The following is a 21,450-nucleotide window of genomic DNA, read 5'->3' as shown; positions in this document are numbered from 1 at the left end:
ATCAGTAAGCTGCTTTGCCTACAAAGCCTTTGAATACCGTCATCACGATGATTTTAATATCTAACCAAAGCGACCAAGTTCGAATGTATTTCAAATCGTATTCCACACGTTTTTCCATTTTGTCTAACGTGTCGGTTTCACCTCGATAACCACTTACTTGCGCCAAGCCAGTTATCCCCGGTTTCACGTTGTGACGAAGCATGTATCTACCTACAATTTGACGGTATTCCTCATTGTGTGCGACCGCATGGGGACGAGGGCCAACGATCGACATTCGCCCTTGCAACACATTGATAAATTGGGGTAATTCATCAAGCGATGTTCTACGGATGAATGCACCAAATTTAGTGACTCGAGGGTCATTCTTCGTTGCTTGTTTCACCACGGCACCGTTATCTTGTGTGCTCATTGAACGAAATTTCCAAATCAGAATTTCTTCTCCATCTAGACCATAGCGTTTTTGCTTAAAGATCACTGGGCCTGGCGAACTTAGCGTCACGCCGATGGCAACGGCTAACAATACCGGCGATATCATCGCCAAAATAAGCGTCGAAAAAACAATATCTTCCATACGCTTGATGCTGCTTCTTACGCTGTTAAACGGCGTATCGTGCACACTTACAGTCGCGACACCGTTAATGGTTCTCCAACGAGATTGCACGAGATTAAACGTTTGTAAGTTTGGCACCACGTATACACGGGCGTTTGAATCAGAAAAACGATCAACCAAAGCTTTTGTTTTTTGGCTTCCTAACGGGTGTAACGCAATGAACACATGTTTTAGCTGTCTCGATTTTGCTAAAACCAGTGCTTGTTCAATATTGCCTTTGACTGGATAAGCCACAGCTCCATTAGACGAAGTCGTTGTTGGTTGGTTAATGTTCTTTTCTGCGTCATCGTAAATACCTTCAAATGTTAAAATTGAACCTTTTTGATCTAGCGCTCCGGCCATGTGATAACCCGTTTGCGTCGCTCCGATGACGATGGCTTTATTTCTATACTGACCTTGAGCAAACATGCCTGTTTTAGTAAATCGTTCCAGTGCCCTTGCCGATATCATGAAATAAGGTACAGCCATAGACCAAATCGCGATAACTACACGTGAATGGTCTTCCGAACGCTTCGCAAAAAAAGCGATCATTAGAATGACAAGAATCGTCATTCCCCAACACAAGGTCAGTCTCTGAATTTTTTGAAACGTTGTTGTGAAGTCTTGGTTTCGATAAAGCTCAAAAACTTGTGCGAACAACAAGTGAAGTACACAACCTAAGCTTGCAAGGGTGACGTAATCCTTTGATACGTTACCAATATAAAGCCAACTTGCGCCCGTTAATGTCGCGACGATAATGAGCAAATCCAGCATCTTATGAGCGACTACACTTTCGTACTCACCATTCTGTACTTGGTATTCTTTTGAAATCATTGTTTCAAAGCCAGTTTGTTATAAGCCATTAATTTTGAAAGTGATTAGTCGAACAACTGTTGCTTTTAGTAGCACCTGATTCACTGATGATTCAGGCTGTGATTACTGCTCTACTACTTGTTTATCATGACTAATACAGAAGCGCAGTTGCCGTTGCTTACTTTCTTCCTTTCGGTCAGTGGGGAGTAAACTTAATTTCACTCCTACTTAGACACTTTATAATTGGCTGAAATATTAATGCGTATTTGGTACGCTGTAAAGATATTATTTGTACTTGGTACGCAATAGTTTGAAAGTGTAGAAAAGACCGCGATCTAAGGGTCCGCTTTGAAACCAGTATTAGGCTTCCCTTAAAACATTGATAATATTGTATGACTTATATCACAGTAAACGAATACGAAAAGATTATAAAATAAGCGCCTCCCACTTAATGATAAAGAGACGAATGAACACTACCACCACTCTTGTTTATGACACTTTGAAAAGCCTTGCTGCTCACGCTCCTGAGCAACATGCCGAGATTCGCCAGCGTTTATATGAGCAGTTGAGCCTGCCATTTAACAAGCAGCTCTCGTTATACGCTAATGTGCTTGGTCCTATCAGCTCAGGTAAGTTAGCGGGATGCGACAATATTGATAAAGCGGTTGAACTGGCACTGGATGTGCTGGAAGGCCGAAATAAGTAATTCCCCTTTAAATACGTAATATAACGGCCCAGATCTTCCCCCAGATCGGGCCGTTTTTTTATTCTCGTCATTTATCTAGTTGAATTTTAGGCACAAAAAAGGCGCAGATGATCCGCGCCTTTGGTTTAGTGTTTTCTGAATGTTTACGAAGTCTTGAACTGCGCGACTGCTTGGTCCATATCGTTCGCTTGTTCTGCTACCTTGTCCACTTCAACTAAACAATGCTGCGCCGAAGCGTTGTTGTCATTCGAGATAGTATTCAGCTCAGTGATTGAGTCGCTCACTTGCGCCATTACTGCGCCCTGCTCTTCAATCGCTGAGGCAATACGTTCTGAATTACCTTGGATGCTTTCCATATCGCTCAAGATAAGTTGCAAGCTTGCATCCAGCTCTTCCGAATCTTTCAGTGTTAGTTGGCCTTGTTGATTACACTCGCCAATCTCTGTCATCGACGCCTGCATCTGGCTTTGAATTGCACTCACCACTGAGGTTATTTCTGTGGTCGATTGATGCGTTCTGCTTGCTAGTGCGCGTACTTCATCTGCAACCACAGCAAAGCCACGACCTTGTTCACCCGCACGTGCTGCTTCAATCGCTGCGTTCAATGCCAATAGATTTGTTTGTTCTGCAATGCCTTGGATGATGTTTACTGCATCACCGATTTGGTCAACATGATGGTTCAGTGAGCTAATCGAATCTTGGCTGCTTGAAAGACGTTCAGACAACTGGGTGATGTTGCTGATGGTTTCAACCACCACTTCACGGCCTTTATCGGCATTCACTTTTGCTTGATGAACACCTTCAGCCGCAACTGATGTGCTTTCTGAGATTTCACCAATGGTGAGTACCATCTCTTGAACTGACGTTGTCATTGTAGAGGTGTGATTTGCTTGAACTTCAAACTGTTTGATTACTGACTCTAGCTCATCATGCATGTTTGATGTGCTTTGTGTCAGTTGCAGTGATTTAGATTGAGAGGCCGCGATAAGCCCTTCAAGTTGGTCAAGCAGTTGGTTGAAGTATTGACCGAGCGTGCTGAGTTCGTCTTTACCATCTAGGTGAGAACGAATAGACACGTCGTTTGAATTAACGATATTACGGATAACCGATAACAGGGACTCAATTTTACCAATGATAGAACGGACGATTAACCAGCTGAACAGAATGATCGACACAAGCAATGTGACGCAAAGGATGTTGTTGATCAGCGATAGTTTGTCCATCTCTTGCTGCGTTTGTTGGTCTAACACCGCCGAGAACTCTTTAAACTGCGTCTCGATAACGTGTGAGCCAGAGCGCGTTTCGCCTAGCAGACCTTCGTTATGCTTCAAACCGATCACGCGCTTTTGCTCAACCACTTGGCGAGCAGCGTCAATCAAAGCAGCTGAACTACCCATATTCGAAGTTATAGAAAGAACACTCGGGTCAAACTCCCCCTTCTCAATTAAGTCATTGAACAGGTAAAGTTCAATTTTTTGTTCCGCACTGGCTGTCGCACTGATGTTATCGAGCGAAACATGAAACTCGCCTAGCAGGCCTTTGTCGCGTGCTAGCCCATAGACTTCGCTCGCTTTTACTAGGTTAACAAAGCTGGTGTGGTAGGTTTCGATGTCTTCACGTAGGTGTGTACTGTTGGCTAAACCTAAATCACTGAGCACTGTATCTAGCTCAGATTCCGACGCTAAGAATTTATTGTAGTTTACGTCGAACTTGTCGAGGTATTTCATATCACTACGCAGTAAGAAATCTTTCTCGTTACGGCGAAGGTTGAGCAAGCGCACTTCAAGTTCTTTGGTAATTTGTTTGGCTTCGCTCATTTGAGCGGTGGTGTCTGCAAATTGTGATGTGGTAAACAGCAGTGAAATCATGCCGAAGATGGAGAACATCCCCAACGAATAGAGCTTTTTCTTTATATTCATATACGTGGCTCGTCTTTACTAAATTAACTATGAGTATCTAAATAAATCGCATCAAAGAATGGATATCCAACTTGCGCGACCTGATTATTGTTATGGTTTTTATATCGATAATGAGCGTCTAAAACTGTGGCTTCTAAGTCCACTAGCTATGACGTTCTCAATTGCATTTAAACAGCAAATGAAGCAGCCAACTAAAGTTAATTTTATCAATAACACAAATTTATTACATGTACATTAGTTGATTGATAAAAGTGAGAGACAGCTATTTGACGGAGTGTGAGGGCTTGAACACCTTGCTATGTAAGGCTTTGAATTAAAACACTTTGGACTATTATTGACCTAATGGTTAGAAATGACGCTTTTTTGGCTCATCAGAGGAACAAAAATGAAGACCAATATTGGAGATTTTGACTTGTTTTTTAAACGGTGAATCCATCGATTGGTGATTGTACAGTCAAGCGTAAATGGCGAAAAAAATGGACCTACTCAAGTCGAGTCAGGTCCATTTTTGGATTTCTTAATCAATCGCTTTACGGCTAATAAGTTAGGCTGCGAACTTAAGGCTGACTAAAACGCTTTCACCATCTTGGTTAGGCACTTCAATAACACCGCTTTCTCGTCTTCTTCGATGTCTTGCGTCAGCTCATTAACCAAATTCAAGTGAAGCTGGTTATGGTGGACGTGGATCTTCTGACCTTCATCAGTTAATGCCACCACAATTGCACGACGGTCCGTTGGGTGTTCATGGCGTTCAATCAATTCAGCTTTAACCAGCTTTTCGATTTGAACGGTAAGTGTACCCGTGGTGATGCCCAACTTTTCAGCGAGCTCTTTCATTCTTAACGCGCCATGCATACCAAGTACTTCAATGGTGTGTACTTGAGCCAGGGAGTAACCCGTCTCTTTGACAACAGACTGCTCCCACGAAGACATTTTATCGTAGAACTCAGTCAGTATTTGGTTAAGCTGTTCTATATTTCGCATGGTCGTTTGAATGCACTTCAAGAGTAAGATGATTAATCTTATCAAACTTGGCGAGCATTTGTTTATATTCAGAGACGGTTTTATCACTGTTTGATTCAAGAGTAATCGCCGCTGAATAGTGATGCCCACTCACCTTCCACATATGGAAATCGGTGACCGACGCATAAGGCGTTAAGGTTTCGGTCACTGAGTCGCGATAATCTTGGTCGATATTCTCATCAAGTAGGATTGGGCTGGTTTGTTTCATAAGGTTCATCGTCCACTTAGCAATCACGAATGCGCCAACCATTCCCATTGCTGCATCTAACCAGTTCCAACCGTAAAACTTACCGAATAGCAGTGCAACAATCGCAAGCAGCGAAGTTAGAGTATCCGCCAACACATGCATGTAGGCTGCGCGTAGGTTGTGGTCATGATGGTGCTCACCATGTTTATGACCATGGTCGCTGTCGTGATCATGGCTATGTGAATGGCCATGCTCGTGTCCGTGATCATGATGGTGATCGCCAAGTAAAAACATACTCACCACATTCACAGTTAAACCAATACAAGCAACGATGATCGCTTCATTGAACTGAATCGCTTGTGGGTTAAACAAACGATGCACTGATTCCACCAGCATCAGTAATGCCACAATCCCCAATGCAATCGCGCTGGTGTAACCCCCTAACACGCTGACTTTGCCAGTACCGAAAGAGAAACGCTCGCTCTCGGCATGTTTCTTCGCATATCGGTATGCAAATAAAGTGATACCAAACGCTGCGGCGTGCGTCCCCATGTGCCAACCATCGGCAAGCAATGCCATCGAGCCGTAAATAGTGCCCGCAACGATCTCAACAACCATGGTAACGACGGTCAATAACAGGACATAGAACGTGCGTTTCTCACCTTGGCTGTTATATGAAGAAAAGTTGTGTTGGTGACGTGTTGGAAAACTCAAAATGGCGTCCTTAGCTTGTATTTGTGGTTAGATAATTGTGGTTAGATTATCGTTGTTAATAAAATCCCTTTGATTGACAAGTAATTTGACTATCAAAGTAATTAGTTGAAATTTAGTTTGATTATCAAACTTTGTCAACGATGAATTTTGAAACTATGATTTGCGGGACGAATAGTTGATGGTGCGCTCTAGATTGTTCCAGCGCTTATTGATTCAGTAAAAACGAGGCTTTCCAGGGACAAAAAAGCCCACGCGAGGTGGGCTAATTGAATCAAACTTAATAATTGTATTTATTTGTTTTGCAACAGAGTAATCTCATCATTCACCCACCCTAACAACTGCTTGGTTGCTTTCGACAAGACTTGGTTCTGCCGAACAATATAACCAAGGCTGGTGCTCGAGAAGTTGGTCAATGGTGTCACTGTTGAGTTCAAGTGATGCTTCGTTGATACCGCGAATTCAGGGACAATCGCCACGCCAAAACCCGCTTCTGCCCAATCGATTTGAGCGTCAACACTCCCTACTTCCATCACCCTATAACTTGGTAGATTAAGGCTCGGTAAACCTTCATCAATGAAGTCGCGGGTTCTCGTATCATGGCCTAATAAAATCAAAGTGAGCTCTGCATCAGTATCCCTGATATCACTTTTTAGCAAACTATCAGAGTCTTGGATATCAAACCCATCGCCAAGCGCACACCAAGAAAGCTCTTGCAGCTTAGTGAAATACAAGGACTCGTTGTGCTGTTCTTTGGCGATAACAAAACCAATATCTGCCTGAGCATTTTTAACTAAACTCGATGCCTGAGATGAGGTGGTATTCAAGAGCGTAAGGTCAATACCGGGATACTGCGCTTTGAACTTCTGGAACGGGCGAATTAGCAAGAATCGAGAAATGATGTCACTCACAGCAATGGTTAATGTCCCTACTTTAAGGTCGTTAATGGCATTGAGATCGGCCTGACAAACCTGAAGTTCAAGTAACGTTCTTTGGCTTGTTTCCAATAGCCGTTCACCCGCTTGAGTCAATTGAAATGGGCTTCGCTCAATCAACTTTATGCGTGTTTGTTGTTCTAGTTGTTTTAGGTGCAAACTCACATTGGGTTGTGTCATATGCAATGCAATGGCCGCTTTCCCGAAATGCTTGTACTCCGCAAGCGTCACAAACGTCTTCAACAAATTAATATCGAGCATCATGTTCTCTCTCGTGTCACTTATTTCATCCACTAAAAATGAAGAATGCCCTTCCGTCACTCCCTTCAGTGCGGAATATCCTCACATCGTCATTCCCTACTGTGAAGAACGAACGTGATAGGGAATCTCGCTTGTGGTTTGAGATTCCTGATACCTCGTTCCTCGGTTCTGGAATGACGCCAAGAAATCGAGTCGACGTTAGGTTCGTCACTTCCAGTTGCAAGGTATTGCAATCGCGTCTCTCTCTATGACGAATTACACCCCACCCTGTCATTCCCTACAGTGAGGAATACCCTCACATCGTCATTCTCTACATTGAGGAACGAACGCGATAGGGAATCGCGTTTGTGGTTTGAGATTCCAGATACCTCGTTCCTCGGTTCTGGAATGACGGTTGTTTTGACGTTTCTCTACTAATTATCGTCGTTCATTAAATTGAGGAATACCCCCATATCGTCATTCCCTGCAGTGAGGAACGAACGTGATAGGGAATCTCGCTTGTGGTTTGAGATTCCAGATACCTCGGTTCTGGAATGACGGTTGTTTTTAAGTTTTTGTACCAATTATCGTCATTTACTAAAGTAAGGAATAGCCTCACATCGTCATTCCCTACAGTGAGGAACGAACGTGATAGGGAATCTCGTTTGTGGTTTGAGATTCCTGATACCTCGTTCCTCGGTTCTGGAATGACGCCAAGAAATCGAGTCGACGCTAGGTTCGTCACTTCCAGTTGCAAGGAACTGCCATCGCGTCACTCTCTACTACGAATTACACCCCACCCCGTCATTCCCTACAGTGAGGAACGAACGCGATAAGGAATCTCGTTTATAGCTTAAGACTTTAAGGATATATGGAATCCTTATCAAGATAATAAAGATAATTAATTTCTCTTATCCACCTTGTAGGCCTAACATGATTTCTCAATCAGTTAGGAGAAAAATTATGCCATCTATCGTTGTTGTGGGCGCAAACTGGGGTGATGAAGGCAAAGGCCGCATCGTCGATTTTTTAGCAGACCAAGCTTCTGCTAGCATTCGTTTTCAAGGCGGAAACAATGCGGGTCATACTGTGGTAAATGACTTCGGTACATTCAAACTGCACCAACTACCTAGTGGTATTTTTAATCCTAATTGTACGGCGGTTCTTGGCCCTGGCATGGTGATCAGCCCTGCTGCGCTAACTGAAGAGATTGCAGAAGTACAGGCGGCTGGCATCAAAGTGAAAATGGCGATCTCCGATCGTGCGACACTGTGCCTGCCTTTGCATGCTCTTGAAGATACGCTTGAAGAAGAACGTTTGGGCGATGGTGCATACGGTTCAACACGTCAAGGTATTGCACCAGCGTACGGCGATCGTGTAATGAAAAAAGGCATTCTTGTGGGTTGGCTGAATCAACCTGAGATTTTAGAGCAGCGTATTCAATTCCTACTTGATTGGAAGATGCCTCAACTTAAAGCGCTCTACCCTCAATGTGACTTCTCTCAGACTGCTTCTGAAATGACAGAATGGCTACTTGAAGTGACTAAAGCTTGGCGCCCATTCATTTGCAACGTAACTGAGCCGCTGAAAGCACTGCAATCGCAAGACGCGAACCTACTGTTTGAAGCTCAGCTAGGCGCAGGTCGCGACCTTGTCTACGGTGAATACCCTTGGACAACGTCTTCGAATGTAACAGCAGCTTATGCAGGCATTGGCAGTGGTTTACCTGCCCTTCGCCCTGAGCGTGTTATTGCTGTTGCTAAATCGTTCAGCTCGTCTGTTGGTACTGGCACGCTTGTAACTGCAATGGAAGAGCAAGACAGCTTCCGCGAAAGCTCTAACGAATATGGTGCAACAACAGGCCGCCCACGTGATATGGGTTACTTCGACGCGGTAGCAACTCGCAACGGTGTTGACCTGCAAGCTGCAACGGAAATCGCACTGACTAAGATTGATTGCCTGTCTGGTTTGTCTGAACTTAAGATCTGTACTGCTTACTCAGGCGAGCATACTGAGAACCCAATTTGGCCACAAACGGCTGAGCTAAAACCTGTATATGAAGATATGGCTGGCTGGTCTGAAGATATCACGGGTTGCCGCACGTTTGAGAGCCTTCCTCAAGCAGCACAAGATTACGTTACTCGCATCGAAGAGTTGATGGGTGTTCCAATCGTGATGGTATCAGTAGGTCCAGAGCGCGAACAAATGATCATTCGCGCTTAGGTTAGAAAGCTATTACACATACATCTACATCTACATCTACATCAAAGCCCACACTAGTGGGCTTTTTTACGCCTGTCACGAACATCTAAATCTTGTTCTTCTTGTTGAGGTACATGTTTTCATCGGACGACTTTATTAGATTAATGATATTGAAGTTTCGAGAGTCAGCAATACCACAACCATATGAAAAGCCAAGTGAGACCTCATCATCGCAATGAAAGCCTTCAATGAAATCATGGAATTCAGCGTGAATTTTTTTGACCAGCTCCCGAGCAAAATCCACCTCTTCTGAGTGTATGACGACAATGAATTCATCACCGCCAACCCTCGCCGATATCGTGTTGTACTTTGAATTGTTTTTAATGCATGACGCAAAGCCAGATATGTAATCATCACCTTTGAAGTGACCATAGGTATCATTGATGTATTTCAGGTTATCCAGATCAAAATACAAACAAACAACCTCTCCATCACTGATGTTTGCTTTGTTGAATTCATGGAAAAACCCCCTACGATTAAGCAGCGTCGTCATGATATCAAAGTGACTGTTTTTGTATAAAATCCTACTCTCTTCTTTTAACAGGATTTCAGAACGCAATAGAGTCGATATGTTCTCAATCAAGTTAACTTGGCTTTCGGTATACGTTGTTGGGCTTAAATCAAACACCAAGAGCACCGCAAACACTTCTTCATCTATATCCCTAACAGGAACCCCGCAAAAAGACTTATAGGCATGCTTACCATTCGCAGAAACGGAATCACCACCAGCGTGACCACTCAAATAGACCGTGCGATTTTCGTTATGCACATACTCACAAAAGAGGCTAATTTTGCTCTTATGTTGGTTGCACGATATGTTTGACGAGCTCCACACACTCTCAGAACCGGAGCAACTCAAATCAGAGATCATGATGATGCCCGCATTCGATGCGTCCATTATGTCTCGTATGTTATCCAATATAGATACCCAAGTATCGACATCGATATTTCTTTGCATCCCTTCAGAAGAGAACTTATCAAAAAGCATTAATATTTCTTTAGTATCAGACAGTTAAACTTAATCGAATATTCATTAGTATACGTTGTAACAAAAATCCCAAGAGCGATGATCTAGGGCGGTTATTACCTAGTACTAAGCAACAACCAAGCACTAAGTCAGAACCAAGCAACAACCAAACCCTACATCCTAATTTTCTAATTCAGCAGCATCGTTCGCAGAGGCCCAAATTTCTGAGCGTCGATTCTTGGCTCTACCCTCTGGCGTTGCGTTAGACGCGATAGGTTCACTTTCACCAAATGAATGAATAACAAGGCGGTTTTTCTCGACACCCTCAGCGATTAAGCCATCCGAGGTCGTAAGCGCTCTTTGCATGCCCAGCGCTTGGTTATAACCTTCTGCGCCTGTGCTATCCGTGTGGCCATCAACCGTAATTGAACTTCCGTTAGCCTTCAGTTCACCTGCAAGCTGACTCAATGCTTTGCTGCCCATCGGCGTTAAGTTGTGTTGATCAAAACCAAAATGAAGACGGGCCAACAACCCTTGACGCTCTTGATTACTGATCCAAGTCTTACAGCCGGATTGATTGGTACTTAGATTAGATTGACCTGCCAAGGCTTTTTTTAACTCACTGCTATCAGACTGCTGCTCAATTTGTAAAAAGCCCTGTCTGTGTTGAGCTATACCCACGACATCATCAACTCTTACACTATGCTGATATTCACTAAATGCCGTGTCGCAATAAACACTGATACCTTCTTCCGCATTAGCGATAAAACTAAGTTGCAATGTCGATAGGACGATTGAACTGATCATTAACTTTTTCATATTTTCCTCTAGTACAACTTAGTGATTCCGCTTGTTTTCGAGCCTTTACGGATGAGTTCTTCTATCTTTTCAATCAATTCATCGAGGTTAGACACATCGATGATGTCTTCATCAGAATCCACAACACAGTCTTGAAAACCACTTTGTTGAGACGCTTGAAAATCGATACCAATAACACCTATGTATAAGCCGGGTATCTCCTCTCTTGCTTTGTCACACATACCTCGGTCGACAAGTCCTTTGAGGATGCCGTTATTAGGGCTCTCTTGCCCGTCACTCAAAATCAATAGCATCTTGATTTTCTTGTTGTAAGCCTGTTGTTCTTCTTGATCGGAACTGTTCGGGTCACCATTATGGAGAACTTGGGAGCCTCTCAAAATACCCTGAAACGCCGCTGTACCCCCGTCTGCCCACATCGAGTTAATCGGGTCTAAATCTGATAGCTTGTTCGATAGCTGAATGTTGGAAAACTGCGATGAATTTGAAGAACCATGCGCGTTGAATAGTTTTGCTCCACTCACACCATAGAAATCAGGCTTTAACCCCGATTTGTCAGTAAACATGGTCGACACTGAGGTCGATAAATCTACATAGTCGTAAACATCGGCAACAAGGTAACGATCGAGACTCATCACATCTTTGATACGCTTAGCGTACTTTTGGTTGTCCGATTTTGGGTTAGGGCAATATGATTTCCAGTACGCACAATCAAGCACATCATCTTCCGAATAGGTTCGCCAGTAATCCCAGTCAACATCGTTGTAGGAATATGGTGATACATTCGTTTTATAGTTGTCTTTGTAGCTCAACTGGCTTGTCGCCCGCGCTTGATTTCCCGAGACGATTTCCCTCGTTCGAACGTTAAAAGGCACAAAGCCAACTCGGTTAAGCAGCTTGTCTCCAGTGGTATCTTCACCCGGCTCATCACATACGTCTTTCAATTCTCCATCGACATTCTCTTGTTCAATCGATGTGCAAAGAATTTTGCTGGATATTTCGTCGATGGCCGTTTTCAAATCGTCGATTTTTTTATGTCGACTAGAACCCCATCGTTCATCCATAGAACCAGAAAAGTCCGACACGAACACAATGTCGATGTTGTTATCACCCAAGTAAACCGGGTACTTACGAGCTAACGAACGCCCCGCCAAATCTTGCTGCTGATCAAATGAAGGGATAAAGCTGCTCGCGAACCAAGAGTCGTGCGTGGTCTTGGCATTCACTGTGTATTGAATGTATTCAAGAACCCCAGCGCCCTCGTCTTCCGCTTGGTGGAACCTGTCTGCAGAGAGGTTGGTTGATTTAATGTCCCGCACATAGTTTTCGACATATTTGGTTGCTAGCCTACCAGCCTGATCTTGTTGATCTTCAATGGTCACCGCTATCGCCGCCGCCTCTGCGGAATCCCTTAATCGGCTGGTCTCTTGAACATAACGTGTGCCTTCAACCGCCCAAAAGGTCATACCCATGATTGGCACGAGCAATAAGCCCATCCAAACCGCGGCCACCCCTTGCTGTCTTTGGAGGCTAAGATGCTGACGACTGATATGACGGTCATGCTGCATTTTCATTTCATTATCTCCCAGGCATTATTGAAGATGAGCCAATCTTAACCGTGGTACTGGTGCCACCGTTGAAGAAGGGTTTGAACCAAGAACTCTGCTCTTCACAAAGGCTGATCCGATACAGTGGATAAACAACGCCCTTCTCTACTGGAGCCAGATCTGCATGCGCGAGAATCGAATCCGTTTGGCAATTTAAACTTCTATATTTGCTGGATGTGAACTCAGCAACATTCGTTTTATTGGTCAACGACTCAATCTTGATCCCCACACTGTCTACTGGTGTATTTAGCATTCGGCTTGCCACCTTCGTCATCTCTAGTAGCTCAGTGTTAGTCACGGCTAAGTTCTTTCCTGCCAACACATCGGCTTCAAAATAGCGAGTCCGCTCTTTGATAACATTGACTAAAGCAAAGCTCGATCGATCAAGCTTGGCACGGGCGAGCAACTGATAGCTCAAGTCCGCTCCAAACAAATAAACGCCCCATAAGGCCACAAGAATGAAAACTAACTCAATGGTGTACGAACCTTGCTGGCGCCTCTTAGAAAGCACTCGTTGTTTACGGAGCATCATCTTCCCACCCCTCGTGTTCTAAGTTCAAAACCATGGTGCGTGAAATATCTCTGTCAGCGGCACCGGTCAGTTTAATCACAGGTGTATAACGGTAAGTCACCGTCATTTCGGCTAAGTCGTAATTGAAGTTCAAACCTTGATCTGAGTGCCCTCTGTTCGCGATAAAATCGTCATAGGTTTTGAAGTACTGACCTGCGATATAGAACCTTGAGCTATCAATTAGAAAACTCCATAGATTGTCATCGTCTTCAATTAACGATCTGAACTTGTTCTCGTACTGTTCGTTGATCCCTTTGCCTTCATAAATTTTGGTATTCCTGATTGTTTCTCTAAGCGAATACTCGGTCATGTTCACGACATAGATCTGGTAACTCGATTCGAAAATCGCAAAGGTAGCGAAAAACAGAACAAGCGCACCCAACACAAACTCAATCGCCGTGACTCCTTTCTGCTTGTTAAGACGCTTCATCGTTAACTCCTAGTTGAGTTAATTCAGCTGCAATGCTCTGGATCTCTTCTGCTGAGAAATCGCCTTTAAGTAACTTTTTGGCCGAATCGATTTGTTGAGTTTTCATCAGCGCGATAGCAAGATTTGCTTTAACGATCTTATTTGCCGGGTCTTCTTTTAAAATCGGGGCTAACGTTCCGATCGCCTGTTGGTACTCGCCATTGGCCATTTGAATCATCGCAATGTTGTTCTTAACAACGACATCGTCATAACCGCGTAAACGTGCTCGATTAAGCTCTTGGTACGCTTCATCGAATCTTCCAACTTTGGTGTACGACACGCCGAGTAACACGTGAATCTGACCTGTTGTATTTCCTGATTCGATAGAAGTTACATACGCAGCAATCGCACTTTCAACGTCATTTTTTGCATCAAACACTTGCCCTTCTAACTGGTACAAGTTGGGATTTTCAAACCCCTCTTTTTGCAAGTGTTGAACATAGAAGTCAGCCGATTCGATATCCCCTTTATGGAAATATGCCCAAGCCAGTTTCTCTTTTACCTCTGGGTCTTCGGAATCTTGTGCTAACTCAGCCTTGTAATAGCTAATGAGGCCGTCATAGTTATTCACTTTTTCCATGCTCGTGACGTCGGCAAGTTGCAAGTCTTGTTGCGACGGTGCTGATTGACAGCCCGACAACACACTAAGCGCTAGACCAATGAGACAGATACGTTTTCTAATCACTGGTAACTCCCTATATGTTCAATGTCATTTGCATGATGCTCGGTGCGAGAATCAGGATAACGATCGGAAACATAATGAAGAGGATCAAAGGCACACTCATCTTCGCAGAGAGCTTACCCACCTTTTCCTCAACGGTAAGAATTTGAACTTTTCGCATGTCTTCAGCGAGATCACTTAACACACTCGCCACGGATGTTCCGTATTGCAGGTTCTGGATGATGGTCAGCACAAAGCTTCGTACTGGCGGCGTCGGGATGCGTTCACTCAGATCATTGAGCGCCTTTTCCAGTCCGTGTATCTTCGCCGAATCCGATGTGCGTTTAATTTGGTAACAAAGGTCTGAGTCAAATTCAGCCAACTCTTTTCCCAAATAGACCAATGCAGCTTCAATCGTCATACCGGTTTGCACACATACGGACATCATGTCTAGCAGATACGGGAGTTGAGCTGAGGTTCTGCTGATCAACATCTTACGTCGCATTTGCAACAAGGTATCTGGAACGACAATGACGCCAATCAGCGCGAAAATAACCACGACCAGTTTGTTGGTTGATGTCATATCCCCCAAGAGCACCAACCCAGAAACCAACGCCAATACCAGTAACTTGGCAGGAAAATAGAATTTCGCCCACTCAGTGTTGTAGTAGCCCGCCTCGATCATTTTTTGCTCGAGTTCATGGCGATGTTCTTTACCAAAACGAACGAAAAAACGGTTAACACGAGAAGGAGCGCGAGCCGAGTTGTCTCCAATATAGAGCGCAACTGTCTTATGTCGTTGCTCTTTACGAATAGAGTCGATAATCAAAAAGAGTAGCGAAAAAAACAACACAATAAGGGAAGCCAGTAACATCATGCGCGTACCCCCCTGACTAATAGCCAAACAATAAACAAACCGAAAAGCTCACTACCCAATACGTAAAACAATACGATTCTTCCCTCTGGATCGTAGAGAACAAAATCCACATTTTCAGGGTTAACGTAGTTAAGAATAATCATAAAAATCAGAGGAATGGCGGCAACGATTTTGGCGGAGATTCGAGCTTCCGAAGTCATCGCCATTTTCTTTTTCTCTAATGTTCTAGAATCGACCAGCACTCTAATTAACCGTGCTAACACCCCCTTGAGTTGCCCGCCCCGAGCGATATTCGCCCTAATCGTCACGGTAAAGAACAGGAATTCTGGGTACGGGTAATTTTTGCACGATCGTTGAAGTACAACTTCGGGAGATTCGCCTAGCTTTAGTCGCTCTCCCATTAGCTTAAACTCGCGGCCAATCGGGTTGTGCATGACATCGCCGACATAACTGATGGCTTGCATTAAGCTGTCACCCGCGGTGACGGCACTCATCAGGATATTCAGCGCATCAGGGAAAGTATTCTCAAAATCTCGACGCCTTCTTGTGACCAGAAAACGATAGCCGGAAAAGGTAAACATCAAAGATGAACCCAGTACCAACCAAGAATTGGTGATTGATAGTAGATCAGTAACGATGTACCAAGACGCGATAAGGCTGCCCGTTATATATAAGGCGATGTACAACGACGATCTCGGGCCCAACACCATTAATGTTGGCGAGATAGAATCTTTAAACTTTTGCCAGCCCTGCTTACGTACCAATGACTTCACGTTAATCGCATTAAAGTTTTCTGCTTCCGCTTCTTCGATATTGAAAAATTGGTAGACCTTTTTGACCTTTGAATCTCGGATCAAAAGCAGCACAAACGCGAACAGGATTAATGAAACCCAAAGCATGTTATGCCCCCTTAAACGCAGCGATGAGCTCTTCATAGAGCCCGAAGAACTGGGCCTTTTTCACAAGCTCAGATCGTTGCATGATGCCGTCTGTGACGAATTCGCCTTTAACCGTTTCTCCGTAATGTGCGTCGTCATAACGAAAGCGATAGATCTCTTCCATCACCACGCTCTCGCCTTCAAGGCCGACGATTTCAGAGATGCTCGTGATCTTACGAGACCCATCGCGTAATCTGTTGACCTGAACAATCATCTGAACGGCACTCACGATCGTTCTTCGAATCGCATCAAGCGGTTGATTCAAATTCGCCATCATCACCATTGATTCAACACGAGCAATCGCATCGCGCGGCGTGTTAGCGTGCAATGTAGACATCGAACCATCGTGACCCGTATTCATGGCTTGCAGCATTTCAAACGCTTCAGAGCCACGACACTCACCCAGAATAATTCGGTCTGGACGCATACGAAGCGCATTGATAACCAACTCACGCTGAGTTACTGCTCCAGTTTGCTCAACACTTGAGGTACGTGTTTCTAGTCGTACCAAGTTGGGTTGTTGCAGGCGCAGCTCGGCCGCATCTTCAATGGTGACGATGCGTTCATCTTCAGCAATATACTGAGACAACGCATTGAGCAACGTGGTTTTACCTGAGCCAGTACCGCCAGAAATCAATACATTGATGCGACAGCGTGAAGCGATCATCAACACTCGCGCCATCTCCGGAGACATAGACCCAAAACCAATCAAATCTTCAAAGCCAATCTTCTGCTCTCTAAACTTACGAATAGAGATCGATGTGCCATCCAATGAAATCGGCGGAATCACAATATTCACACGGCTGCCATCTTCAAGCCTGGCATCGACCGTCGGCGAAAGCTCATCCACACGTCTTCCAACACGTGAAGCAATACGCTTAGCAATCGCTAACAACTGCTCTTCATTGACGAACGAGACTTCGGATTTTTTGACCTTGCCGTGTCGTTCGAAAAAGATGTTGCTGGGCCCGTTCACCATGATGTCGGAAATGGACTGATCTTCGACTAACGGCTGCAAAGGTCCCAAACCAAACAGTTCATCGATTAAGCTTTTCACCAAGCCTGACTTCATCATCGAAGTGATCGGTCTTTGGTAGCTATTCGCCAGCAGATCGACAGCCGCTTGTATTTGGGATTCAAGGTCTCGGCGGCTCATTTTCTGAACCGCTTCTGCATCTAGGGCTTCAAAGATTTGGCCACGAAATGCGAGGTATAAGTCTTTGTTAGAACTCATTTAGCACGTACCTTTTTCAACCAAGAATTCATACTCTTGTGATCTAAAGGCTGACCATTAATCAACTTCACTAGCTGTTCCATAGAACGGCTAATGTGGCGGTCATGCTTATGGCCTCGTTTGCCATCGATAATGATGTGTGCCAACGCTTTGCAGTAGTCGACTTCGAGATCAACCTCTGCGCCTAAGTACTTGGTCAGATCGGGCTTTTGTAGAACGTAAGCGTTTTCCGGACGATGGTAGTTCACCACGGTAATCACACGAGTACGCGACGATAACGAAAGCTGTAAGTTGGAGACTTTCTCAAACAATCGCTTCGCACTTCTTACTGAAGACACCGACGCATCTAAAACCAGCACCACCACATCAAAGTTTTCTACCAAGAGTTGAGGTTCAACTTTGAAGTCCACACCACCTGAAAAGTCTTCAATAATGAAGTTGGCGTTACGCGCTAACAACTCACACAAAGTTTGGTTGTAATTAAGAACATCGGTTTGGCTCATGTCGCCATCAATCGCCAACAGACGTAAATTCTTGCGAGCGTTAATTAGGTAACTCAACGCCCCTTCTTCATCCATTTCATGCAATGGCGCAGTAAACTCATCAATGGTTCGCGGCTTAAAGTCTTTGAGACCCAGCAAGACATCAATGTTGGTATCGGCATATTGATGATCGACAAGAATCGTGTCCGAGCCTTGAGTCGATAACAGTGAGCCCAGCTCAGTGGTAATAAACGACGCGCCAACGCCACCTTTGGCGCCAACAATTGCAACTCGCTTGGCTTTGCGTTTCTGGCTCACACCAGAGAAAGTCTTAAGGTTCTTGCTAACGTGATTTAAGAAGTCCGCAAACTCTTGTTTGTTCACCGGCCAAAAAACGTAATAGAAACCCATCTCTTTAAGAGAACGAAGCGTAGAAATCGCATCCTCTTTACCAATCACGACCACACCTTTATGAGTGGGCAGTTTGCTGGCAAAAGATTTAGCGTCTTCAACAACATTGGTCGATTCATTGAGTTCCAGAATAACGATATGGCTACTCTGTTGTTCTGTTAGTTTGGTCAAGCCCGCTTTGGCTTTGACACAAGCAGGATCACTCCACCCTTCAAAGCGGAAGACTTCTTGAACAAGGTCTAAACACTCTTGAGATTGATAGAACAAAGTACACCCGGCAACGCCTGTTGTTGCGGTCGGAGTTGGCTTGGCCTTTGTTGTTAATGCTTTCGTCAGGTCAAACATTATTGTTCTCCTACCAATCTTGATTTGTAGGCCACTTGCTTCAAACGCATCGATTCAGCAAAGCAGTCTGGCTGTCTCAAGCGAACGTGGATCTGTGCTGGCGTGCATTCTTGAGTCTTCAAACGTGTTAGTGTCACCTGAATATTTAAGTCGTTAGGCAACAGCTGAGCACTTCGATACACCACTCTTTGTGGTGCAATCACATGCGATGGATATTGCTTGAAAATCTCTTGCAACATCGCTTTGCTACGAATTGATTTGTAATCCACAACATAGGTCGCTTCTTTGTCCATGGATTCAATATCCTGAATCAATCCTTTAAGCTGCTTGGCCGTTTCTGCACGGTTTTTCATCGTAAACTCAAAGTTATGATGCTCTTTGTACACCAAGGCTTCAGAACCATGCCCGACAAAGTATTGCTCAGAGGCGCAGCCCAAAAGTGAAGAGGTAAATAACACCATCAATAATAGTTTCTTCATTGGATAAACCCTCCTTGCGACAACAAGCGAATCGTTGCATCAGAAGACGTCACCGCCTTGCCATCCCACTTAACGTTGAGCCAACGCGCTAATGTAGAGGTCTTCTTGATGTAAGGCAGTTGAATGTCTTTCGGTTTCATCGGTTCCACAAGATTCACGGTCGCAACGATGATCAATTCAGTGCGTTTTCTTTCTGTGGTTGCTTTTCGGAATGCAGCGCCAAGTACTGGAATATCGCCAACGAAAGGGATCTTTTGCATTTTTTCCAAATCAGTACTGCTCATCAAGCCACCAAGAACGAAGCTGTCGCCATCGGCCAGTTCAACGGTTGTCATGGCACGTCGTGAAGCCAATTGTGGGACTTTGATTCCTGCCGCTTCGACATAGCCCTCAACTTCGCTCACTTCAGGCGCTAACTGCATGCGGATCTTGTCTTGGCTAAGCACTTTCGCCGTTAGGTCGAGTTTGATGCCGAACTCTTTGAATGAAATGTTCACGTTACTGCTTGTAGAAACGATAACGGGCACTTCGCCACCCACAAGGAAACTTGCAGATTCACCAGATAACACGGTTAAGTTAGGCTCAGCCAAAACTTCTGCAATCTGATCGTTACCTAACGCAGTGATTAATGTACTTAGGTTAGCTGCATCGAACTGGTCGAAAACAAACTCGCCAACACTCGAGCCCACTGAGCTCCAATCGACACCAACGGTTTGGCCAAACGATTCGGTGACTTGAGCCACAGATATTTTGACGTTCACCTGCTGGGTAGTCGCGACCTCAATACGTTCGATGATCCCTTCCCACGTCATGTTGCGCGCAAAGACCATGCTTTCTGGCTCTTCATAATCAGAGTTGTCGGATTTAAACTCTAGCTTCTGAGTTTTATCCCACTTCTCGGTCTTTTCTCGTCCTAGTAGAGTGGCAACCAAACGATAGATGTCGTCACGAGTCGCTTCCGAATCCACAAGGCCACTAACGGCAACTTGCTCACCCACTGATTGAACCTTGACATTGGCATCAGGGAAATGAAATTTGAGTTGACGCCTAATATCCGTCAGATTCAAATCAACAATAATGCGATCGGAAAGCAATACCTCGTCATCAATTCCGTAGACGATCAGGCGAGACTGCCCAATACCATTGGCGAACACGACTAGGGTGTTGTCATTTATTACCTTGTAGTCAACGATATCAGGGTTATTAATGAACACTTGGCCAACCGGGCTGTTGAATTTGATGTGCTGACCATCGTTGAGCGTAATGGAGCGATCGGCAGCAAAACTGTTTGTTATAAAAAGTAAGCCAATCAGCGGTGCCAACATGGAAACACGCAGTGCTTGCTTGATTCGATGATGAATCATAATTACAAAGCCTCTCTAGGGTTATTCTCATTACCGCGTAACTCAGCAATCCCGGTATAGTTATCGATAATGTTGCGCACCTCCGCGAACTCAGGTTGCGTATAGGTTTGGCTTCGATAAATTTCGATGTGCATTGTGCGCTGGGCTAGTGCGAGCTTTGGTAACTCATCGGGGCTAACTTCAATGACTACCGTAGTCAGTCCATCCTCTTTGCTCGGAGCTCGAGCAGTGACAGAACTGTCGCCTGTTTCGTCATTTCCGATGTTGAGGACTTTGACGTTTTTAAGAAACATTGAGGCTTTCACTCCCCTAAACCGCTTTGGCTTATCGATATTGCCAGCCAAGTTGGCATTAGGAGAACTCACCGTCAGTACATCGATAAACGAACCCGGTCTGATGTAGTCGTTAATTAGGTTTTTGTCGCTGACTTTTAATGGGTATAGCGTCATACCATCCGAGACCAGAAGATCAATGTATCCAGGCTGGCCAGGCGTCACCTGATATTCAGGCAGTACAACCTCGCCGGCGTTAAGGTTTCGATTTAACAAAATAGAGGGTGAAAAGCTGATTTGTGCGTCTTCTCTGACACCGAGCGTTAATGCTTTACTAAGAGGGAGTTGTTGTTTGACGACGCCTTGAGCATCGAGCGGAAGCCCTTTTTCATAAGGTTCTGTGGTCATCCAAACAGAAACATACTCTTCACTTTTTTCTTCCGCTACTTCAGCGGTCGTTGACGGTTTAGGTTCACTCTTGAACAAGTCGATAACGCCCAGTGCGCCAACTATCAAGGCGGCAATGGCAACAAGTAATACCAGTCGAGATCTCATAATGTTCTCATTCTTGG

At 44.6% G+C, this 21,450-nt stretch carries 20 protein-coding genes; 2 read left to right on the top strand and 18 right to left on the bottom strand.

The window, feature by feature from the left end:
* Position 1: 1 nt before the first annotated feature.
* The gene (locus MSG34_RS13515; RefSeq protein WP_248337882.1) at positions 2-1,423 is read right to left on the bottom strand and encodes an undecaprenyl-phosphate glucose phosphotransferase; all 1,422 of its coding nucleotides are present in this window, start codon (positions 1,421-1,423) and stop codon (positions 2-4) included.
* Positions 1,424-1,868: 445 nt separating this feature from the next.
* Between MSG34_RS13515 and MSG34_RS13510 the strand changes: the two genes are divergently transcribed.
* Positions 1,869-2,108: a PAS factor family protein gene (locus MSG34_RS13510; RefSeq protein WP_004733935.1), complete on the top strand. Its 240-nt coding sequence runs from the start codon at positions 1,869-1,871 to the stop codon at positions 2,106-2,108.
* A gap of 143 nt (positions 2,109-2,251) precedes the next feature.
* Here the strand turns inward: MSG34_RS13510 and MSG34_RS13505 are convergent, their stop codons facing one another.
* The 4 genes from MSG34_RS13505 to MSG34_RS13490 all read right to left on the bottom strand — a co-directional run bounded on the left by MSG34_RS13505 (position 2,252) and on the right by MSG34_RS13490 (position 7,147).
* The gene (locus tag MSG34_RS13505; RefSeq protein ID WP_248338190.1) at positions 2,252-3,976 is read right to left on the bottom strand and encodes a methyl-accepting chemotaxis protein; all 1,725 of its coding nucleotides are present in this window, start codon (positions 3,974-3,976) and stop codon (positions 2,252-2,254) included.
* A 618-nt stretch (positions 3,977-4,594) separates the two neighbouring features.
* The gene (locus tag MSG34_RS13500; protein ID WP_017059185.1) at positions 4,595-5,011 is read right to left on the bottom strand and encodes a MarR family transcriptional regulator; all 417 of its coding nucleotides are present in this window, start codon (positions 5,009-5,011) and stop codon (positions 4,595-4,597) included.
* Positions 4,989-5,951: a CDF family Co(II)/Ni(II) efflux transporter DmeF gene (dmeF, locus tag MSG34_RS13495; RefSeq protein WP_248337881.1), complete on the bottom strand. Its 963-nt coding sequence runs from the start codon at positions 5,949-5,951 to the stop codon at positions 4,989-4,991. The genes MSG34_RS13500 and dmeF overlap by 23 nt, the downstream gene beginning before the upstream one ends.
* Before the next feature lie 290 nt (positions 5,952-6,241).
* Positions 6,242-7,147 (bottom strand): LysR family transcriptional regulator, encoded by a 906-nt coding sequence (locus MSG34_RS13490; protein ID WP_248337879.1) that lies wholly within the window; start codon positions 7,145-7,147, stop codon positions 6,242-6,244.
* A 939-nt stretch (positions 7,148-8,086) separates the two neighbouring features.
* Between MSG34_RS13490 and MSG34_RS13485 the strand changes: the two genes are divergently transcribed.
* Positions 8,087-9,346, top strand: a complete 1,260-nt coding sequence (locus MSG34_RS13485; protein WP_248337877.1) for an adenylosuccinate synthase — start codon at positions 8,087-8,089, stop codon at positions 9,344-9,346.
* A gap of 85 nt (positions 9,347-9,431) precedes the next feature.
* Here MSG34_RS13485 and MSG34_RS13480 read toward each other — a convergent pair whose 3' ends face one another.
* The 13 genes from MSG34_RS13480 to cpaB form a co-directional block, all read right to left on the bottom strand.
* On the bottom strand, positions 9,432-10,373 hold the full coding sequence (locus tag MSG34_RS13480) for a sensor domain-containing diguanylate cyclase (protein WP_248337875.1): 942 nt from the start codon (positions 10,371-10,373) through the stop codon (positions 9,432-9,434).
* Between the two features lie 159 nt (positions 10,374-10,532).
* Positions 10,533-11,171: an OmpA family protein gene (locus MSG34_RS13475; protein ID WP_248337873.1), complete on the bottom strand. Its 639-nt coding sequence runs from the start codon at positions 11,169-11,171 to the stop codon at positions 10,533-10,535.
* A gap of 8 nt (positions 11,172-11,179) precedes the next feature.
* Positions 11,180-12,736, bottom strand: a complete 1,557-nt coding sequence (locus MSG34_RS13470) for a TadE/TadG family type IV pilus assembly protein (RefSeq protein WP_248338188.1) — start codon at positions 12,734-12,736, stop codon at positions 11,180-11,182.
* Between the two features lie 10 nt (positions 12,737-12,746).
* A complete protein-coding gene (gene tadF, locus MSG34_RS13465) occupies positions 12,747-13,304 on the bottom strand; it encodes a tight adherence pilus pseudopilin TadF (protein ID WP_248338185.1) in 558 nt (185 codons plus the stop codon).
* Positions 13,294-13,776 (bottom strand): TadE family protein, encoded by a 483-nt coding sequence (locus tag MSG34_RS13460; RefSeq protein WP_248337872.1) that lies wholly within the window; start codon positions 13,774-13,776, stop codon positions 13,294-13,296. Before MSG34_RS13460 ends, tadF begins: the two co-directional genes overlap by 11 nt.
* Entirely contained in the window at positions 13,763-14,500 is a 738-nt protein-coding gene (locus MSG34_RS13455) for a tetratricopeptide repeat protein (RefSeq protein WP_248337870.1), read from the bottom strand. Before MSG34_RS13455 ends, MSG34_RS13460 begins: the two co-directional genes overlap by 14 nt.
* 10 nt (positions 14,501-14,510) lie before the next feature.
* On the bottom strand, positions 14,511-15,353 hold the full coding sequence (locus tag MSG34_RS13450) for a type II secretion system F family protein (RefSeq protein ID WP_050645251.1): 843 nt from the start codon (positions 15,351-15,353) through the stop codon (positions 14,511-14,513).
* Positions 15,350-16,252 (bottom strand): type II secretion system F family protein, encoded by a 903-nt coding sequence (locus MSG34_RS13445; protein ID WP_248337868.1) that lies wholly within the window; start codon positions 16,250-16,252, stop codon positions 15,350-15,352. The genes MSG34_RS13450 and MSG34_RS13445 overlap by 4 nt, the downstream gene beginning before the upstream one ends.
* Position 16,253: 1 nt before the next feature.
* Positions 16,254-17,525 carry a CpaF family protein gene (locus MSG34_RS13440; RefSeq protein WP_248337866.1) on the bottom strand — a complete coding sequence of 424 codons (1,272 nt, stop codon included), beginning with the start codon at positions 17,523-17,525 and terminating at the stop codon, positions 16,254-16,256.
* Complete coding sequence (locus MSG34_RS13435; protein ID WP_050621444.1) at positions 17,522-18,763, bottom strand: chromosome partitioning protein ParA; 1,242 nt, start codon at positions 18,761-18,763, stop codon at positions 17,522-17,524. Before MSG34_RS13435 ends, MSG34_RS13440 begins: the two co-directional genes overlap by 4 nt.
* Positions 18,763-19,242 carry a hypothetical protein gene (locus tag MSG34_RS13430; RefSeq protein WP_248337864.1) on the bottom strand — a complete coding sequence of 160 codons (480 nt, stop codon included), beginning with the start codon at positions 19,240-19,242 and terminating at the stop codon, positions 18,763-18,765. Before MSG34_RS13430 ends, MSG34_RS13435 begins: the two co-directional genes overlap by 1 nt.
* Positions 19,239-20,609 (bottom strand): pilus assembly protein N-terminal domain-containing protein, encoded by a 1,371-nt coding sequence (locus MSG34_RS13425; RefSeq protein ID WP_248338183.1) that lies wholly within the window; start codon positions 20,607-20,609, stop codon positions 19,239-19,241. Before MSG34_RS13425 ends, MSG34_RS13430 begins: the two co-directional genes overlap by 4 nt.
* Positions 20,609-21,433: a Flp pilus assembly protein CpaB gene (cpaB, locus tag MSG34_RS13420; RefSeq protein WP_248337862.1), complete on the bottom strand. Its 825-nt coding sequence runs from the start codon at positions 21,431-21,433 to the stop codon at positions 20,609-20,611. The genes MSG34_RS13425 and cpaB overlap by 1 nt, the downstream gene beginning before the upstream one ends.
* Between the last annotated feature and the right edge of the window lie 17 nt (positions 21,434-21,450).

The organism is Vibrio sp. 1CM2L (assembly GCF_023161695.1).
Classification (GTDB): Bacteria; Pseudomonadota; Gammaproteobacteria; order Enterobacterales; family Vibrionaceae; genus Vibrio; species Vibrio coralliirubri.
The sequence above is the reverse complement of the archived record's forward strand: the minus strand, read 5'-3'. Positions and strand labels throughout refer to the sequence as shown.

Excerpts from the sequence above, each read along its gene's own strand:
- cpaB (WP_248337862.1), bottom strand. The coding sequence starts at position 21,433 with ATGAGATCTCGACTGGTATTACTTGTTGCCATTGCCGCCTTGATAGTT.
- MSG34_RS13460 (WP_248337872.1), bottom strand. The coding sequence starts at position 13,776 with ATGAAGCGTCTTAACAAGCAGAAAGGAGTCACGGCGATTGAGTTTGTG.
- MSG34_RS13515 (WP_248337882.1), bottom strand. The coding sequence starts at position 1,423 with ATGATTTCAAAAGAATACCAAGTACAGAATGGTGAGTACGAAAGTGTA.
- MSG34_RS13470 (WP_248338188.1), bottom strand. The coding sequence starts at position 12,736 with ATGCAGCATGACCGTCATATCAGTCGTCAGCATCTTAGCCTCCAAAGA.
- MSG34_RS13480 (WP_248337875.1), bottom strand. The coding sequence starts at position 10,373 with ATGCTTTTTGATAAGTTCTCTTCTGAAGGGATGCAAAGAAATATCGAT.
- MSG34_RS13445 (WP_248337868.1), bottom strand. The coding sequence starts at position 16,252 with ATGCTTTGGGTTTCATTAATCCTGTTCGCGTTTGTGCTGCTTTTGATC.
- MSG34_RS13485 (WP_248337877.1), top strand. The coding sequence starts at position 8,087 with ATGCCATCTATCGTTGTTGTGGGCGCAAACTGGGGTGATGAAGGCAAA.
- MSG34_RS13435 (WP_050621444.1), bottom strand. The coding sequence starts at position 18,763 with ATGTTTGACCTGACGAAAGCATTAACAACAAAGGCCAAGCCAACTCCG.
- MSG34_RS13510 (WP_004733935.1), top strand. The coding sequence starts at position 1,869 with ATGAACACTACCACCACTCTTGTTTATGACACTTTGAAAAGCCTTGCT.
- MSG34_RS13475 (WP_248337873.1), bottom strand. The coding sequence starts at position 11,171 with ATGAAAAAGTTAATGATCAGTTCAATCGTCCTATCGACATTGCAACTT.
- MSG34_RS13450 (WP_050645251.1), bottom strand. The coding sequence starts at position 15,353 with ATGATGTTACTGGCTTCCCTTATTGTGTTGTTTTTTTCGCTACTCTTT.
- MSG34_RS13490 (WP_248337879.1), bottom strand. The coding sequence starts at position 7,147 with ATGATGCTCGATATTAATTTGTTGAAGACGTTTGTGACGCTTGCGGAG.
- MSG34_RS13505 (WP_248338190.1), bottom strand. The coding sequence starts at position 3,976 with ATGATTTCACTGCTGTTTACCACATCACAATTTGCAGACACCACCGCT.
- MSG34_RS13500 (WP_017059185.1), bottom strand. The coding sequence starts at position 5,011 with ATGCGAAATATAGAACAGCTTAACCAAATACTGACTGAGTTCTACGAT.
- MSG34_RS13440 (WP_248337866.1), bottom strand. The coding sequence starts at position 17,525 with ATGAGTTCTAACAAAGACTTATACCTCGCATTTCGTGGCCAAATCTTT.
- MSG34_RS13430 (WP_248337864.1), bottom strand. The coding sequence starts at position 19,242 with ATGAAGAAACTATTATTGATGGTGTTATTTACCTCTTCACTTTTGGGC.
- tadF (WP_248338185.1), bottom strand. The coding sequence starts at position 13,304 with ATGCTCCGTAAACAACGAGTGCTTTCTAAGAGGCGCCAGCAAGGTTCG.